Source organism: Francisella sp. 19X1-34 (genome assembly GCF_041102755.1).
Classification (GTDB): Bacteria; Pseudomonadota; Gammaproteobacteria; order Francisellales; family Francisellaceae; genus Francisella.
Genome location: NZ_JBGCTX010000001.1, coordinates 1 through 16,242, shown reverse-complemented (window position 1 = coordinate 16,242; position 16,242 = coordinate 1). Strand labels below are relative to the sequence as shown.

Here is a 16,242-nt window from a genome sequence, read left to right as displayed (position 1 = left end):
TTACTCTCCAGTATTTTCCTTATGCATAAATAGTGTTAGCGATCCAACGGTTATACCAAATTTTTTGAAAGTATTTTTATTTATTAATACTCCATCATGCATTAGATACATCCAGTCATCAAAGCTAATTTTATACTTTTTATCCCCAACAGGGATATTCATTTGATATTGCCAGTTCATAGCATTACCTTCGACATGAATCTTAGCTTTACCAATAACATCGCCAGTTGTACCTTCATAGTAGTTATCAGATATTTTTTTGATCTTCCAAATTCGATGATCTTTTTCACCATTGTAATAAACCATATTCTCATCAAAAGTACCAGTATCACCATCCCAGCTAGCAGTCCCTGAGAAATCAAATTTTTTGATAACTTTACCTTTATAATCTTGGATAAGCCCAGTACCAACTATTTTACCTTGTAAATATTTTTGCAAATCTAACTTTGGTCCTTCACCTTTATAGCTAGAAATATCAGCAGAACATCCAAAAAGTCCTAGTGCCATAATAATTACTCCTATTTTATATATTAATCTTTTCATAATAATCCCCTTAGTTTCTTCGAAAGCTTAATATTTGATGATCTATCACTTAGCCATATTTCAAAGAAGTATTTAGACAATTTTTTAGAAGGTATCTTACCAATTAACCCTGAATCCGAATATAGATAACCATTACCATCTTGGTCCATATAACCATATAGATTAGAACCTTTTTTAACGTTTGGTATTAGATTGTTAAATACCTTACTATATTCTTTAGAGTTATCATTTACATCCATAGGGTGTTGTTCATAAATCTGTTGTATTGTGTGTTTGGCAATAGTTTGACCACTAATATTTCTTAGATAGTGAATTTTTAATAGAAAAGGTTTCTTCCAGCTAAAAGTACCATTTTGACTAAGAAGGGTCGCATCATATATGCTAAAAAACCACTTTTTAAAATGTATCTTACCAACTTGCTGAGATTCTTGTTTTTTTACTTGTGCTAAAGTTAAGGGTTTAGCAGTAGCTAGAAGTGGAAGAGTTATAAATAATACTACTAATAGTTTCCTAAGCATGGACTATCTCCAGTTGGGCAACATCAATACGACCGTGGGTAAATGCAGCACTGCATGAATTTAGGTAAAATCTCCACATTCTTTGAAAGCGTTTATCAAAACCAAGTTTGATGAGCTCTTGTTCTACATTGATAAAACTTTTGTCCCATTCATCTAAAGTTTTAGCATAATCTTTACCAAAGAATTCTTTGTTTACACATTTAAGTCCTACTTTATCTAGCTCAAGATTAATCTGTTCTATAGATGGTAAAAATCCACCAGGAAATATAAAAGTTCTAATCATGTCTGTACCTTTTGCATAGTCAGCAAAAAGTTTGTCATCAATAACTATACTTTGGATAATGATTTTACCATCTTGTTTTATTAAAGATTTAAGCTTAGAAAAGTACGTACTCCAATATTCTCTACCTACTGCTTCGATCATTTCAATGGAGACTAGGTAGTCATATTGACCTTCTTGAATACGATAATCTTCGATAACTATCTCGGCATTTTTACCAATTAATCGATCTTTAGCATAGTCATGTTGCTCTTGAGATAGAGTAATGCCTTTGACAGAAAAATTACCACTATTTAAAGCAGTCTCAACAAAGCCACCCCAACCACAACCAATTTCAATAATTGAGCCATCTTTTTTATCAAATTTATCAATAATATTTTGATACTTATTTATTTGTGCTTGCTCTAATATTTCATCATCATTTTTATATAAGGCAGAAGAGTAGGTCATAGTTTCATCTAGCCATAGGCTATAAAACTCATTGCCTAGATCATAATGTGCATGGATGTTTTTTTTACTTTGTTTGATGTTGTTGCGTTTAGTTAGGTAACCAAGTTTTTGGAGTATTTTAAAAAGAATATTTGGTTCCATATACTGACCAAAAGCTTGCTCATTCTCTAAACCTAATGAAATTAGTGATTTTAGATCTGAAGTTTCCCAGTAGCCATCACGATAGTCAGCAGCAAAACCAATATCGGCTTTTAGCTTTAAATTTACAACTGTACGCCAGTCATTAAGTTTAAGATCTGCTGTTGGGCCTGGTTTAGCACCTTTTGTAAATATAGTATCGCCTTCAGGAGTAGTTAGATGTAGCTCACCATATTCTATTTTATTTAGTGATTCTAGGAGATTTTTCTTTACTAGTTTTTCAAACATTTTGTAGATACCAGTTTTATAACTTGTCTAAATATTACCAAAAAAATATTGTGGTAATATTGCTGCAAAATTAAATTTTGTTAATAAATACTTTTAGGTATAAGTTATTTTGAAATGACTAAAAATAAGAATAAAGAAGGTATAGTAAAATAATATATGGAGCTATTTTTTTATAAATCTTAAATAAGCTACAACCTGATATTCTTTGGAATGTAAATAATAAGATAGAGGTAATAGTTTTATCTCTTATTGATCACCTTTTTTAGACTTAAACAAACTTTTTACTATAGATGGTTTTAGATAGTTTCCTTTGGTTTTTTTTAACGTATTATTAAGTTCTCCTATTAGATTTGATTGTTTTTGCAACATTTGTCCCTGATCTTTTTGACTTGCACCATGTAATCCTGATGGTAGGAGGTTTTTTGGTATAGGCGGAGGAGCTGGTATACTTGGTGTTTCTACGTGTTGAGCTGTTGTTGGATACTGTCCTACATGTTGAGGTGTTGAATGTTGTTCTACGTGTTGAGCTGTTGTTGGATACTGTCCTACATGTTGAGGTGTTGAATGTTGTTCTACATGTTGAGGTGTTGAATGTTGTTCTACGTGTTGAGCTGTTGTTGGATGCTGTCCTACATGTTGAGGTGTTATATGTTGTCCAGCATGTTGAGCTGTTGTTGGATACTGTCCTACATATATGTTTACTGGATGCTGATCTTCATGAGGTGTTTTATTTTGTTCTAATGCTTTTGCAATTTTATGCTCTAGCTTTTCATCAGAATTAGTAACCCCATCCACAGTACATCCTGTTGCAGTAGTTAGTATAATAAAAGGTATTATTTTCTTCATTTTTACTCTCTGTTTTTTAGTGAAACTTTGTAAGTACTAAATTAATTGAGAGATGTATCTTAAATATTAAGTATTTGTAAAACTTTGTAATTTTACTTATTTGTAATAAAAATTGGTCTTGTAAATAGTAGCAATTAAGCTATCACATAAGTCAATGTATAATAACTATAGAATCTGTGGATTCCTAAGAATAATTAGAATGTTTAGATTTAGCCACACTGACCCTAATTTTTTTCTGCTCAGGTTTTGGAATATACTTGATGCGTTTAAATACAATTTTTAGAGCTTGCCAATGGATTAGGTAGATAACTTTTAAAGTTAGTAATGGGGACCTAAAAAATTCTTTGATTAGATTTGCACTAGTTAGTGGTTTTGCTTGTGCTGTTATCGCTGTACCAAGTTGTAATTGGCTATCATCATAGTAGTTTATAATAATTTGGTTTTTAGTATTATTTTCTAGATTTAATGAAAAATTAAACTTATAAAAACCTTTACGAGGGTAGAAGGGTGATACATGAAAATCTTTCTCTGCTTCAAACCAACATTTATCTGTAATCTCTTGACCAGATTTGTGACAAATATAGCTATGAGTTTCTTTAAAGGTATTATTTACCTCAGCAATCACGGCTATAAGTTTATTTTGATTGTAACAAAGCCAAAAACTTACAGGATTAAAAAGATAACCGAGAACTCTAGGCATTGTCATAAGTTTGATACTATCGTATTCTAAATTATTTTCCTCAAGCAAATTAGTAGCCCATTTTAGGCAGTTTGAACCATCTCTATAGCCATGATCTTTATCATAAAAGCTATACAGATTTAGTTTATTTAAACCAAAGATTTTAGGCTTATTACCACTTAGATCAAGCACATCTAGAATTATATAATAAGATCTGTATCTAAAAGAATTTTGTTTTGGATGATGTCTTTTATGGTAGACTTTCGAGCTTAAAACAAAATCTTTTACCATGGAGTATCTACTCCTAACTTTGATGCAACATTTACTGCACTAAGTATACCATCTTCATGGAAGCCGTATCTTAAATACGCTCCACAGAAATAAGTATTGTTTACACCTTGTATTTTATCAATTTGCTGCTGGGCTTGTATTGCCTTTTTATCAAAAACAGGATGCTCAAAAATATGTTCGTTGATTATTTTCTTTTGATCTGGTTTTTGATCTGGGTTTACTGTTACAAAGTAGTCTGTGTTTGTATCTAATGGCTGTAGATTGTTCATCCAGTAGCTTAGAGATACAACACTACGCTTATCTTTTGTTTCAGCACTTAGATAATTCCAACTTGACCAAGCAGTTTTACGCTTCGGCATAATGGCATCATCTGTATGTAATATAACTGTATTAGGTTGATATTTAATCGCAGATATTAGCTCTTTTTCATTTTGATTTGGATCATCAAGTAGCTCTAGAACTTCATTTGAATGACAAGCAAACACAACTTTATCAAACTCATTAATATTATTTTGTTTATCTGTAATAGAGATTCTGTCTGATCTTGATATAGCTCTTGCCATTGGTGCAAATTTTACATTAGTATTTTCCAGCTCTTTGATGATTTTATCAACATAAGTTTTACTACCACCTTTTACAGTATACCATTGGACTGGCTTAGTAGTTGTAAGTAAGCCGTGATTATTAAAAAATCTAATAAAACTAAGGGCGGGGAACTCGTACATTTTCTCAAGAGGTGTGCTCCAAATACATGCCCCCATTGCTAATAGATAATACTCTCTGAAATATCTGCCTACTTTAATTTCATCTAGGTATTCTGCCAGAGTAATGCTTTCATTTAGAGTCCCATTATTGAGATGTTCATTTGATATTTTATTAAACTTAAGAATATCTCTAATCATTTTATAGTAGCTTGGTTTTAATAAATTTGATTTTTGAGCAAATAGGCTTTTAAAGCTACTGGAGCCATATTCAAAAGCACCATTTTTAATAGAAACTCCAAATGACATATTACTTTCTGCAACCGGAACATTTAGATGTTTGAAAAGTCTAGATAGATGATAATATGTATGGTAATTGAAAACTATAAAACCTGTATCAATAGAAATATTATTGACCTCTAAAGTACGAGCGTGGCCACCAAAGTAGTTATTTTTCTCATATAGTGTAACTTCATACTTATCTTTTAGTAAATAACTTACAGCTAGTCCTGATATTCCACTTCCTATTACAGCTATTTTTTCCATATTACTTTTACTATCTTATAGATGTGTTATTAGTTATAGCTTAGTTTTAAAAGCGATAAAAGCATAGTTAAAAATTGTTAATGTAATGGTAGCAAAATAGCTATTTTTAAACCATTTGGGGTATTATTTTGTGCAGTGATATTGCCATTATGAAGCTGGATGATTTTTTTTACTAATGATAAACCTAAGCCATTACCAGTTTGAGTACGGCTTTTTTCTTCACGGAAAAATCTATCAAAAATCTTACTAATGTTCTTATCGTCTATACCTATACCTTGATCAATAATTTCAATTTTATATTTAGAGTTTTCAATTTTACTCACTATTTTAACTTTGGTATTTTGCTTAGAGTATTTGTAGCAGTTATCAAGAATATTTGTAATACTTTGAAAAATCAGATTTTTATCAATATTAAGATTTCTAGTTTCAACACTAGTTTCTAGGAGGGTATTTTTTTGTTCAAACATTGGCTCATAGAGTTCAATAGCATCATTGATAATATTTTTAATATCTATACGCCTCTTGGATAAGTTCTCGCGACCGTGCTCTAAGCGATTTAATCTTAAGAGGCTGTTAAATATATCTAGAAGCTGATTACATTCAGCTAAAGCTTCTAAAGTATCTTCGTTAGGATTAGATTGAGCAAGATTTTCTAATCTATTTTTAAGTCTTGTTAATGGAGTCTTTAGATCATGGGCGATATTATTTGAGACGCTTTTTATATCAATAAGAAGCTCTTCAATATTACCAAAGAGGATATTTAAAATATTTGATAAGTTACTAAGATCATCCCAATTAGTATCTGATTTTATTCTTTGGCTAAAGTCTTGGGTATTTACAATTGATGCGGCTGAGCTTGCAATATGGTTTATTTTTTTTACTACAAAAACACTTATAAGATAGCTAATTATAACAACACAGACAGCACATGTTACCCCTATGGTTAATGGTATAATATGCTCAATAATTCTGTCTCCTAAAGATGACAGAATTATATAAATCCAAGATGTTATACTTAATCCAAGTAGTATTGTAAAAAGCATAGCCATTTTAAAGCTTGAGCTGATGATGTATCTACGTTGGATAGTTTCGTTTATTTTATTCTTGGATGACATACCCAAAGCCTCGAACTGTTTTTATAGGGTCATTTAGACCTTCTTCCGTGAGCTTGGTGCGCAAGCGAGATATATGTACTTCTACGACATTTGTTTGTGGGTCAAAGTCATAATCCCATACTTCTTTAAGAATCATAGATTTACTGATTACTTCATTTTTATGTTTTAATAACAAGTGTAAAACTTTGTATTCTCTTTGTTGTAGGATTATAGGTTGTCCACTTCTATGAACTTCATGTGCAAGTTCATCAAGTTCAATATCTCCACAGGTTAGTTTATGAGTTTTCGCCTGAGTAAGCTTTTGTGTTCTGTTATAAAGAATATTAACCCTAATGAGTAACTCATCAATAGAAAAAGGCTTTGTAAGATAATCATCACTACCTGATTTGAGACCTTCAATTTTATTTTCGGTACTATCTAAGGCACTTAGAATAATAATAGGTGTCTCAATATCTTGCTTACGCAATATTTTAAGTAGTGATATACCGTCAAGATATGGCATCATCCAATCTATGATAATTACATCATAACTGTTTGTATTAATAAGAAACAATGCTTCTTTGCCATCAAAAGCAAGAGTTGTTTCGATGTTGTTTTTTTCAAAATTTGCCTTGATAAATTGACTAATCTGTTTGTCATCATCTGCAACTAAAACTTTAAATTTATTACTCATGCTGTAAGATTATTTTAAATACATTTAATTAATTATAGCTAATTAGTCGATTTGTATCTTGAAAAAATAGCGAAAGAACTTATTTTCTTTACTAGATATTTTGTGTATAAACGATAATATATGAAAATCGGAGGTCAACATGAAAAAAATTTTAGCAACAATACTAGGTGTAGCAGTAGTTTCTGGAGCTTATGCCGAAAGCTATATAATGTATGCAAAGGCAGATCAGAAGTCCCAGAAGTTAGGACAGATTGATGATCAGAGTCCTCAATATCAAGCTATTTTTTCTAAGAAGGGCTGGGTAGAGGTTGTAAATAATGCTAATGGTCAAGTAGGTTGGGTTAAACAAAAGCCTCAAGAGAAAACATCTCAAACTGTTCAGGATGATCCCGTTGCACAGATGTTAGCAGACTTTCAAAAACAACAACAAATGTTAGACCAACATTTTAATAGTCTCGTGTCTAATATTGATAATAATGTTGCTAAGCTAGCAAATCAATCAGGTTCAACTATTGCAAAGGGTAAACCTAAAGTATTTAAAGAGTTTAGCTCAATTACTATAAATTCTAATGGTAAAACGGCAAAGATTATTAAAAAAACACAAGATGGTAATGGAGCTGTTAAAACAGTTGAAAAAGTAGTCCCTGCGAGTCAGTTAGAAAATATTAACATATAAAGATAAGTATAAAGTTAGATTTCCTTAGTTTCTTTCAAAAAATAGTATAATCAGTTATTATTAATAGTGTATAAACCACTAACTTTAAGGGGATGACTTATGTATGAAGAAGAATTCTTGTCAGAGAAGTTACAGCATTTCACTCTTGTTGATATAGCATTGGTTAAGATTGTTTATTTCTTAGTTGGTCTGCTAATAGCTACTAATTACTTAGTTTTGACTGAAGTTAGCTGGATATTCTATTTGTTAATGTTTTTGGTAGCGGTATTTCCAATAGTGATTCATTTATTTTCATTTGAAGGTTCATACGTTGAAAAAGCTAGAATGTACCTTAAAACCAATAAACCATCATATCAAGTACTTTTATTTTTCAGCATGTTCTTTTTTGCATGTATGCTAGCAGTTTTAATACCAGCATTAATCTTAGTTCCGTGGTATGCTTATGTAATATTAATAGTGGTTTTTGCTATTAAGCCTATGCGTTCAAATATGTTTTGGTAAGGTTTCAATATATTATTGAGTGATTAATTATGAAGATATTAATAGTTGGGGCAGGTATTGCTGGTCTTAGCATGGCTAGAGCACTAAAAAATATAATATAGATAGTGTTCTTGTAGAGAAAGAACCAACTATTTCTAAGTTAGGATTAGGCATAGCATTGCCAGCTAATCCTACTAAAGCTTTAGCATATTTGGGCTTAAAAGAGAGGGTTTTGGATTTTGCTTATAAAGTTGATGAAATATCATATTCAAAGCCTTCTGGTGAATTGTTATCTAAGGCAAGCTTAAATGAAGGTGATTTAGCGTATTCTGAATTTATAGCATTAATGAGAAAAGATCTTATTAAAGTTTTAAATTCTTCAGATTTTAAGATACATTTTGACTGTAGTATTGAATCTCTAGAGAATCAAAATGACAAAGTTTTTACTAAATTTACAAATGGTGAAGAGAATATTTGGGATTTAGTCATAGCTGCAGATGGAATAAATTCAAGAGTAAGAGAGTTAAGTTTTGGACAAAATATACCAAAAGAGTTTAATATAAGAACTTGGAGATTCTTAGCAGATTTAGATATAGATAACAGACAACCTAACTATTATATTGGTAGAGATACTGCTTTTATGATATACCCTTTAACAGGTTCAAAAGTATACTGCTATGCCCATCAATGTAATGCCACTAAAAATGATTTCTCTTTAGAAGAAACGTTTCGTGAATATTGTCAGACTGTTAAAGATGCAATCACAGCAGCAAATCGAGAGAACATCATATGTGGAAAATTAAGATCAGTTAATGATATAGAATTTTATAATGGTAGCATCGCATTTATTGGTGATGCATCAAGCGCTTGTAGTCCTATGCTCCAACAAGGAGCAGCTTCAGCACTCGAGGATGCTATAACTCTTGCTCATTTGTTAAGTAATAACTCAATAGAAGATGCTTTATTTAAGTATAAAAGCTTGAGGAATGAGAGAGTTTCTTGGATTGTAAATAAGTCTGACTATCCTATGAGTAAAATAGAGAATGGGAGCTCTTTTTTATTTTATTTGTTTAGAAATCTTTTTATAAAAATAAAAGGGCCTGTTAATATTCAATATTGGAAAAAACTGTTTAAGCAAAACCCTCTTATTTTCTAGAAAATTTCCTTGATATTATTCTTTAATAAAAAAATATATTTGCTATGAGTTTTGGTTTTAAACATTGTTTTTCATAAGGTTAATTTGAAATTATGCGTACTTCTTGTTTCTATATTTTATAAACTATTTTGTATCTTTATAAGATTCATAGTATAATTACTATGTTGTTAAAAATTAACAACAAAAATAATCAAAAAAAAATAAGTAAAAATGAAAATGAACTTTGAGAGTAGTTAAAAGGAGAAAAGTCATGAATATTTTAAAAAAACTAACAGCAGCAAGTTTAGTATCAGTATTAATATGTGGAGTATCTTTTGCAGATACTAGTAATCAAACACCAGCTGCAGCAAATAGTAACGCAGCAGTAGCTCAAACAGCTAAAGCAAGTGAAGCTACTAGTACAGCTCAAAAAGGAAATGCTAGAACATCTCGCGAGTTTATATCACCATTAAGAAAAAATAGATTAGAGCGTCGTGCAGATAGAAGAAAAGATATGTTTAGTTCAGATAAACAAGATGAATCTACTAAAGCAGCAACTAATAAAGCAAGTCAATCATCTTAAATACAATAAGTAATAAAATAGTTCTTTATATCTAAAAAAATCTCTATATTAATATAATCCCTACCTTTTTAAAAAATAAATATACAGAATCTTTATTATTCATAATAAATAACATTACTAATAATTTTTGTTATAATCGCTATATAAGTTATTTTTAATAAAATTGTATGAAAAGAAAAATTTTGATAGCTGTAGCTTGTGCAGGTACATTGTTAGCACTTAGCTCATGTAGTACGAAAGTAGCATATGAAAACCCAGATAGTATAGATACAACCTCAATAGATTTCAGTTCTACTGACTTACAAGCAATTACTAAAAAAATGGCTGATGACATGCTTAACTCTCGTGGAGTCAAGAAGATTACAGCTATGGATACACCGACCTTATTCTTTAGTAACATTCGTAATGAAACAAATGAGCATATTAATACAACGATGCTATCAAATACTGTCCAGACTCAAATTGTAAATTCTGGACTGTTCCAAGTAACAGATATGACACAAATTAAAAATATCCGTGAACAATTAGGTTATCAAGCAAATAGTGGCATGGTAGACCAGAGTACAGCTACTAGAATTGGGCACAATATTGGGGCTAGATATATGGTATATGGAAGTATCCAAGACATTAACAATACAAGTGTGGACAAAGATAGAAAGTCTAAATTTTTCTTGGCTACTTTGAAAATGTTAGATTTAAAGACAAACTTAATTGTGTGGCAAGGTGAGAAACAAATTCTTAAATCTCAAACAAGATCGATGTTTGGTTGGTAGTTTTTGAATAATAGGAGAAATTTATATGAAAAAGAAAATTATAGCTTCATTAATAGCTTCATCATTAATAGTTAGTCCTTTATTTGCTGAAGATTCTAGTGTGCAAAACTCTACTGCTCCAAGCTTAGGGCTATCACAAAAGGTTTCTTCTGGAGCTAAAAGCTCTCCAGATCAAAAGCAGTCAAATAATAATATGACTACAGATATAGCTACATTAAATAATGGGATTTCTTCTAGCTCTGCGCCTGTTGCTGTAAAGGATGCGGATGTTGATAGTAGATCAGCTGAGCAAATATTAAGTGATGTAATGGAAGGTTACATAGATCAAAATAACTTAAGAGATAAGTATGAATATGTTGGCTCAGCTATTGGTGTAGCATCTGTAAATCAGACAAATTCAAACTATGTTGATAGTGCGCAAATGGCCTTTGAAAAGGCTTTAATAAAAGCTCAAGCAGATTATATATCATTTATTTCTGCAAATACCAAAGTTGATAAGAGTTTTAGTGTTGATAGTACTCAAGGTACAGGAGCAAATGAGATAAATACAGACTCTGATAAGCCTAAAGAAGGAACACAAGCGGCAATTGATGCTAAGAAAAAAGCTCTTGAGGAGGCACAATTAAATAAACAGTTAAAAGAGCAAGGTTTAGATCCTAATAGCTTTACATCAGTTTCAGAAAAGAAAAAAGCTCTTTTAAGCCAAGAAATGACAATAAAAAGTCTAACAACAGGCTTTGGAAATTTATCAGGCTTACTTCCTATAAAAACTTTTGTTGTTGAGAAAAATGGTAACGCTGCTATTGGTGTGGTTGTTATTTATTCAGCTAAAATTAAAGGAATGTTTGAGGATATTAAACATGGTAATGAGCCAGTAATAGTTGGTAAAGGTGGAGAGTCACCATCAGTTTTATATAAAGATAAAACTGGTGAAGATATGATGGGAGATTATGGTATTAGAGTAGGCTTTGGTAAAGATAATAAGCCATATATTCTATCTTATGGTCAAGGTTCATATACTGGACCTAATATTCAAGGTGTATCTGCTGGTGATTATGGCTACAAGCAAGCTGCTATTATGGCAAGAGCAAATCTTGTTACTCTAATAGCAGGACAGATGTCAACAAAAGAAGCTTTAACAATGTCAGAGAATATTTCTAGCACGTTAGCAAAAAATACTAAAACAGAGCAAACTCGCAGAATAGATGCGACGGATATTGAAAAGACTCTATCTACTTACTATAAAACACAGGCAAAACTAGATATGGTTGGTCTTAAAACAGTAAAAAGATGGCGCTATCAACTGCCAAGTACAAAAAATACTGTTTATGGTGTTGTTCTTAAGTGGGATCCTAAACAAGTAGCAACAGCTAATAAAATTAAAAACTTTAACTATGATGAATATCGTAAACAACATGCAAAATCATCATCAGATTCCAAGAGTTCTTTAGATGGAAAAGTCATTATTAGGCAGAGTGATGATAATAAATATCTAAATCAGTTTTAAGGTTTGAAAATGAAAAAAGCTTTAAATTCTTTCTTTATATTACTAATATTATTAACTTCATCAATTGCTTTTGCAACGACTAGTTCTTCAAATAGTTTAACTGCTAGTTCAGGTAGTTCTATTGCAAAATCAGGTAGTACTAGTATTGTTTCGAGTAGCTCTACTAAATATAAAGGAGTAGATGAACGTAATAATCTGAATATGTTTAAAATAGCAATTCTACCATTTGATGCCCATAATGCTAAAATAAGAGCTAATATGAGTGTAAAACAATTACAAGATGGTTTAAATAATATTATAATTGCTCAGATTACACAGTCTCGTAAATTTAGAGTTTCTAATCGTGATGCAAAGGATCAAGAAGCGTACGAAAGAGAAACTCAACGGATAATGAACTCTGACACAGATAATGAAAAAAATAAGCTTAATAAGAAAATAGGAGCTGATTTTATTCTTACTGGAGATATTTTAGGTTTAAGCATTACTAAAAAGCATACTAAGTATTATGGCCAAGAATTTACTTCATATCATGTGTCTGCAAGTGTTGCATATCGAGTTGTGGAATTAGCAACTATGGAAGTTAAGTGGTCAAATGTTATCAATATAACTGTTCCTGCAAACATTGCTAATCAGTATGTTGAATCAAATAGTGATAACTATTCAGAGCTATTAAATTATCTAGGTAAGAGATTTGGTAAAATCATATCTGATCAGGTCGTTGGGGCTATTTATCCTTTACAAGTGTTGAAAGTAGATGATGGAGAAGTATATTTTAATCAAGGTGGAAATAGGGTTGTTAAAGGTAATGTGTACGAAGTTCGTCAAGAGGGTGGTGTTACTATAGATCCTGCTACAGGTCAGCATATAGTATTAGATGGTAAAGTTTTGGCTAAGGTAAGAATTACAGATGTAATGCCTAAATATTCTATAGGTATTGTAATTGATGGTAGTTTAACAAAAATCCACAAAGGCTTACGTGCATATTTAACAAAATAATACAATGAATCTTAAACATTCTTTACTAATTCTCTTGTGTTTGACTATATCTAGTTGTGCTACTTTTAGTGGTAGCCATCCTCATCAAATGGCTAAGGTAAAACAAAGTGTTGATGAGAATAAACCAAGAATGATAGAAGCAAGTTTTTTAGAAAACTTTAATTCTAGTAGCATAAATGAATCTTTGGATTACCTCGAAACAGGTAGATTTGAACAGCTGTTAAAAAATGATGATCTATCGTTATATAAGTATTCAAAGGCGACAGATTATGTATCTAAGTCAGAGTTTGAAGCAAGAATCAGGGTTAGAAATATTTTAAAAGATGCTCAAGCAACATTAACAAGTGATAGAGAACTATATTATTATATACCTGATTATGAGGTAACTTTTTTATATGCTTATCAGGCTCTTAACTACTTGATGAAGCATGATCTTGAAAATGCTGCAGTAAGTATTAGAAATCTTTCATATGCGCAATATGCAACTTTTGAATCAAAAAGCTTATCAAGTAATGCTAATTTAAGTAACTATAATCAGATTAATTCTAACAAAGTCTACTCGGATTTATCAAGCTCAAAACAATATAGGCAACTATATAATATTGCTAATAAAGTTAGCAATTCTTACGAAAATGGTTTTGGCTATTACTTGGCAGCTATTATTTATCAATCATATGATACAAATTTAAATAATGCTAATCTTTCAATGAAAAATGCATTGCGTATTATTCCTGATAATCCCTATGTTCAAAAAGATTATGCACAGATACATAAAGCATTTGATCAAGGAGGATCTGTTTATAAAAAAGGGCAAGGTAAGCTTGTTGTAATATATGAAAATGGCTGGGTTGAACCAATCCAGAAGTTTGATCTACCAATTATTATATTTGTTCAGTATGCAGGCGTACAAAAGATTTCATTACCATATTATGCACCTTATAGTTTAGGAAGACCTGTTAATGTAGTTGTGTATAAAAATGATAAAGAAATTACACAAGGTCAGACTGCTTTATTGGTTGATACAACAGCTATGGCAGCAAAATCATTATCTGATAGGTATGCTATGATTGTTACTCGTGAAGTTTTACGATTGATAGTAAAGACAACAATGTCAGTTGCTGCTATCAAAGCATCAGGTGATTATGGAGCTTTAGCAGCTATAGGAACTTCGATATATAACTTAGCTACTACTCAAGCAGATCAAAGAAGTTGGAACCTTTTACCACGAAATGTTGATCTATACTCAACAGATCTAGATCAAGGCCTATATACTATAAAGATTGGCAATAAAATACAAAAGGTTTCAGTTAAATCTCAAAGAGTTACTTTAGTTTGGGTTGTTAAAGAGCAAAAATTTGAGAAAGTTTTATTTAATGGAGTATTATAAGTCTGGTTAATATTTTTATTAAAACTATAAAAACTTCTAATAAATAGTGCTATTTTTTAACTTTACCTTTAAATTATCTTAGAAGTATAATAAAGTTAAACATTATTTCTTTATTCGGAATAAGAAAGTTATAAGCTTAACCTTTATCTGAAGCTGAATTTGCGAAGAGGTTTGTTGTGTCTTTTGATCAAATACAATAGTCTAATGCTTTGCAAATTAAACTTTCTAAAACTTAAACAAATATAAAATTAAAAAAAATATTTTTGGAGGAAAGTATGAGAATTTTATCAGTCCAAGATATGGCTAGAATAGTAGAAAAACATGGTTTTAACAACTTCATAAAAGACCTTGTAGATTACACAAAAGAAGATTTTGTCAGATGGAATGAGTTTGATAAATCTCCTAGGTATGCTGCTCATGTACCAGGTGGTGTTTTAGAACTTATGCCAACAGCAGATAATAAACTTTTTACTTACAAATGTGTTAATGGTCATCCTGCAAATCCTTTTGAAGGTAAGCAAACTGTTGTAGCAACTGGCCAGCTAAATGAAATCAAGCATGGATATCCTTTGTTAATATCTGAGATGACAGTTCTTACAGCTTTAAGAACAGCAGCAGCTACAGTTTTAGCAACAGATTATTTAGCTCGTAAAGATAGTAAAACTATGGCATTAATAGGTACAGGAGCTCAAAGTGAATTCCAAACTTTAGCTCATAAGTTAATACGCCCAATCGAAAAAGTTAAATATTATGATACAGATCCTGAAGCTATGAAAAAATATGCTAATAATATGAAGGATGTGGATCTTGAATTTGTAGCATGCGATAGTGCTAAAGAAGCTTGTCAAGATGCTGATATTATAGTTGTTTGCACTGCTTGTAAACTTCATGCAATAGTTATTGAAAATGACTGGGTTAAAGAAGGTGTGCATATTAGTGGACTTGGAGGAGATTGTCCAGGTAAGACAGAACTAGATATGAGTATTTTATTTAGAGGTAAAGTAGTTGTTGAGTATAAAGAGCAGTCAATGATTGAAGGCGAGATACAAAACCTATCTCCAGAAGAGGTTGAGAAAGTACTACATGCTGAAGTTTGGGAAATTTTGACAGGTAAGAAAAAGGGTCGTGAGAGTGATGATGAAATTACTATTTATGATTCAGTTGGATTTGCTGTAGAAGATTTTTCGGCTTTACGCCTAACGTTAGATTTAGCTGAGAAATATGATATTGGTAGTCAAATGGATATGGTCCCACCAATAGAAGATCCAAAGAATTTATTTTCGGCATTGTAAGTTTAGATTTTAAGAGGAGATTTTTATGAAAAAAGTAGAAGCTATTGGTATTGGAATTGGTAATGCTGGTAGAGAAATAGGTTGCGGTAGAGCTCCTTATACTCTTTTAAATGAGCTTAGAGATAGAAGAATAAATGCTCAGATATATAATTATATCGGTGGTAGAACAGAAGTAGAAACGATGAGTAAATACTTTAGCAAGGTTGCTAAAAAAGTATCAGAGACTCTTAATGAAGGTAAGTTTCCTTTAGCTCTTGGTGGTGATCATTCATGTGCAATAGCAACATGGAGTGGGGTTTATGATTATTTGAAGGATCAAAATAAAGATATGGGTCTTATATGGAT

At 31.1% G+C, this 16,242-nt stretch carries 18 protein-coding genes; 10 read left to right on the top strand and 8 right to left on the bottom strand.

The features are described from left to right. From AB8E56_RS00090 to AB8E56_RS00055, 8 genes are all read right to left on the bottom strand, one after another. Positions 1-543 carry a DUF3833 domain-containing protein gene (locus AB8E56_RS00090; RefSeq protein WP_329476674.1) on the bottom strand — a complete coding sequence of 181 codons (543 nt, stop codon included), beginning with the start codon at positions 541-543 and terminating at the stop codon, positions 1-3. After that, positions 540-1,061, bottom strand: a complete 522-nt coding sequence (locus AB8E56_RS00085; RefSeq protein ID WP_329476672.1) for a hypothetical protein — start codon at positions 1,059-1,061, stop codon at positions 540-542. The genes AB8E56_RS00090 and AB8E56_RS00085 overlap by 4 nt, the downstream gene beginning before the upstream one ends. After that, positions 1,054-2,217, bottom strand: a complete 1,164-nt coding sequence (locus tag AB8E56_RS00080) for a cyclopropane-fatty-acyl-phospholipid synthase family protein (protein WP_329476670.1) — start codon at positions 2,215-2,217, stop codon at positions 1,054-1,056. Before AB8E56_RS00080 ends, AB8E56_RS00085 begins: the two co-directional genes overlap by 8 nt. A gap of 246 nt (positions 2,218-2,463) precedes the next feature. Beyond that, positions 2,464-3,063 carry a hypothetical protein gene (locus AB8E56_RS00075; RefSeq protein WP_329476668.1) on the bottom strand — a complete coding sequence of 200 codons (600 nt, stop codon included), beginning with the start codon at positions 3,061-3,063 and terminating at the stop codon, positions 2,464-2,466. 184 nt (positions 3,064-3,247) lie between these two features. After that, entirely contained in the window at positions 3,248-4,033 is a 786-nt protein-coding gene (locus tag AB8E56_RS00070) for a DUF1365 domain-containing protein (protein WP_329476666.1), read from the bottom strand. Next, positions 4,027-5,280 (bottom strand): FAD-dependent oxidoreductase, encoded by a 1,254-nt coding sequence (locus tag AB8E56_RS00065; protein WP_329476664.1) that lies wholly within the window; start codon positions 5,278-5,280, stop codon positions 4,027-4,029. Before AB8E56_RS00065 ends, AB8E56_RS00070 begins: the two co-directional genes overlap by 7 nt. A gap of 77 nt (positions 5,281-5,357) precedes the next feature. Next, positions 5,358-6,395: a HAMP domain-containing sensor histidine kinase gene (locus AB8E56_RS00060; RefSeq protein WP_329476662.1), complete on the bottom strand. Its 1,038-nt coding sequence runs from the start codon at positions 6,393-6,395 to the stop codon at positions 5,358-5,360. Further along, complete coding sequence (locus tag AB8E56_RS00055; protein ID WP_329476660.1) at positions 6,379-7,068, bottom strand: response regulator transcription factor; 690 nt, start codon at positions 7,066-7,068, stop codon at positions 6,379-6,381. Before AB8E56_RS00055 ends, AB8E56_RS00060 begins: the two co-directional genes overlap by 17 nt. 139 nt (positions 7,069-7,207) lie before the next feature. On the opposite strand from AB8E56_RS00055, the gene AB8E56_RS00050 reads away from it, so the two are divergent. From AB8E56_RS00050 to AB8E56_RS00005, 10 genes are all read left to right on the top strand, one after another. Continuing rightward, positions 7,208-7,744 (top strand): hypothetical protein, encoded by a 537-nt coding sequence (locus AB8E56_RS00050; RefSeq protein WP_329476658.1) that lies wholly within the window; start codon positions 7,208-7,210, stop codon positions 7,742-7,744. Positions 7,745-7,843: 99 nt separating this feature from the next. Then, positions 7,844-8,245 carry a hypothetical protein gene (locus tag AB8E56_RS00045; RefSeq protein ID WP_329476656.1) on the top strand — a complete coding sequence of 134 codons (402 nt, stop codon included), beginning with the start codon at positions 7,844-7,846 and terminating at the stop codon, positions 8,243-8,245. 97 nt (positions 8,246-8,342) lie between these two features. Next, a complete protein-coding gene (locus AB8E56_RS00040) occupies positions 8,343-9,380 on the top strand; it encodes an FAD-dependent monooxygenase (RefSeq protein ID WP_329476799.1) in 1,038 nt (345 codons plus the stop codon). 250 nt (positions 9,381-9,630) lie between these two features. Beyond that, positions 9,631-9,942 carry a hypothetical protein gene (locus AB8E56_RS00035; RefSeq protein ID WP_329476654.1) on the top strand — a complete coding sequence of 104 codons (312 nt, stop codon included), beginning with the start codon at positions 9,631-9,633 and terminating at the stop codon, positions 9,940-9,942. Between the two features lie 167 nt (positions 9,943-10,109). Continuing rightward, positions 10,110-10,715: a penicillin-binding protein activator LpoB gene (gene lpoB, locus AB8E56_RS00030; RefSeq protein ID WP_329476652.1), complete on the top strand. Its 606-nt coding sequence runs from the start codon at positions 10,110-10,112 to the stop codon at positions 10,713-10,715. A gap of 25 nt (positions 10,716-10,740) precedes the next feature. Then, a complete protein-coding gene (locus AB8E56_RS00025; protein ID WP_329476650.1) occupies positions 10,741-12,222 on the top strand; it encodes a DUF6844 domain-containing protein in 1,482 nt (493 codons plus the stop codon). Positions 12,223-12,231: 9 nt separating this feature from the next. Further along, positions 12,232-13,218, top strand: a complete 987-nt coding sequence (locus AB8E56_RS00020; protein WP_329476648.1) for a CsgG/HfaB family protein — start codon at positions 12,232-12,234, stop codon at positions 13,216-13,218. A 4-nt stretch (positions 13,219-13,222) separates the two neighbouring features. After that, positions 13,223-14,605: a hypothetical protein gene (locus AB8E56_RS00015; protein ID WP_329476646.1), complete on the top strand. Its 1,383-nt coding sequence runs from the start codon at positions 13,223-13,225 to the stop codon at positions 14,603-14,605. A 275-nt stretch (positions 14,606-14,880) separates the two neighbouring features. Next, complete coding sequence (locus tag AB8E56_RS00010) at positions 14,881-15,897, top strand: ornithine cyclodeaminase (RefSeq protein ID WP_329476644.1); 1,017 nt, start codon at positions 14,881-14,883, stop codon at positions 15,895-15,897. A gap of 25 nt (positions 15,898-15,922) precedes the next feature. Then, the coding region (locus AB8E56_RS00005) for an arginase family protein (protein ID WP_329476642.1) at positions 15,923-16,242 on the top strand (320 nt) is incomplete at its 3' end.

Coding starts and splice junctions, on each gene's coding strand:
- AB8E56_RS00090 (WP_329476674.1), bottom strand. CDS start 543: ATGAAAAGATTAATATATAAAATAGGAGTAATTATTATGGCACTAGGA.
- AB8E56_RS00085 (WP_329476672.1), bottom strand. CDS start 1,061: ATGCTTAGGAAACTATTAGTAGTATTATTTATAACTCTTCCACTTCTA.
- AB8E56_RS00080 (WP_329476670.1), bottom strand. CDS start 2,217: ATGTTTGAAAAACTAGTAAAGAAAAATCTCCTAGAATCACTAAATAAA.
- AB8E56_RS00075 (WP_329476668.1), bottom strand. CDS start 3,063: ATGAAGAAAATAATACCTTTTATTATACTAACTACTGCAACAGGATGT.
- AB8E56_RS00070 (WP_329476666.1), bottom strand. CDS start 4,033: ATGGTAAAAGATTTTGTTTTAAGCTCGAAAGTCTACCATAAAAGACAT.
- AB8E56_RS00065 (WP_329476664.1), bottom strand. CDS start 5,280: ATGGAAAAAATAGCTGTAATAGGAAGTGGAATATCAGGACTAGCTGTA.
- AB8E56_RS00060 (WP_329476662.1), bottom strand. CDS start 6,395: ATGTCATCCAAGAATAAAATAAACGAAACTATCCAACGTAGATACATC.
- AB8E56_RS00055 (WP_329476660.1), bottom strand. CDS start 7,068: ATGAGTAATAAATTTAAAGTTTTAGTTGCAGATGATGACAAACAGATT.
- AB8E56_RS00050 (WP_329476658.1), top strand. CDS start 7,208: ATGAAAAAAATTTTAGCAACAATACTAGGTGTAGCAGTAGTTTCTGGA.
- AB8E56_RS00045 (WP_329476656.1), top strand. CDS start 7,844: ATGTATGAAGAAGAATTCTTGTCAGAGAAGTTACAGCATTTCACTCTT.
- AB8E56_RS00035 (WP_329476654.1), top strand. CDS start 9,631: ATGAATATTTTAAAAAAACTAACAGCAGCAAGTTTAGTATCAGTATTA.
- lpoB (WP_329476652.1), top strand. CDS start 10,110: ATGAAAAGAAAAATTTTGATAGCTGTAGCTTGTGCAGGTACATTGTTA.
- AB8E56_RS00025 (WP_329476650.1), top strand. CDS start 10,741: ATGAAAAAGAAAATTATAGCTTCATTAATAGCTTCATCATTAATAGTT.
- AB8E56_RS00020 (WP_329476648.1), top strand. CDS start 12,232: ATGAAAAAAGCTTTAAATTCTTTCTTTATATTACTAATATTATTAACT.
- AB8E56_RS00015 (WP_329476646.1), top strand. CDS start 13,223: ATGAATCTTAAACATTCTTTACTAATTCTCTTGTGTTTGACTATATCT.
- AB8E56_RS00010 (WP_329476644.1), top strand. CDS start 14,881: ATGAGAATTTTATCAGTCCAAGATATGGCTAGAATAGTAGAAAAACAT.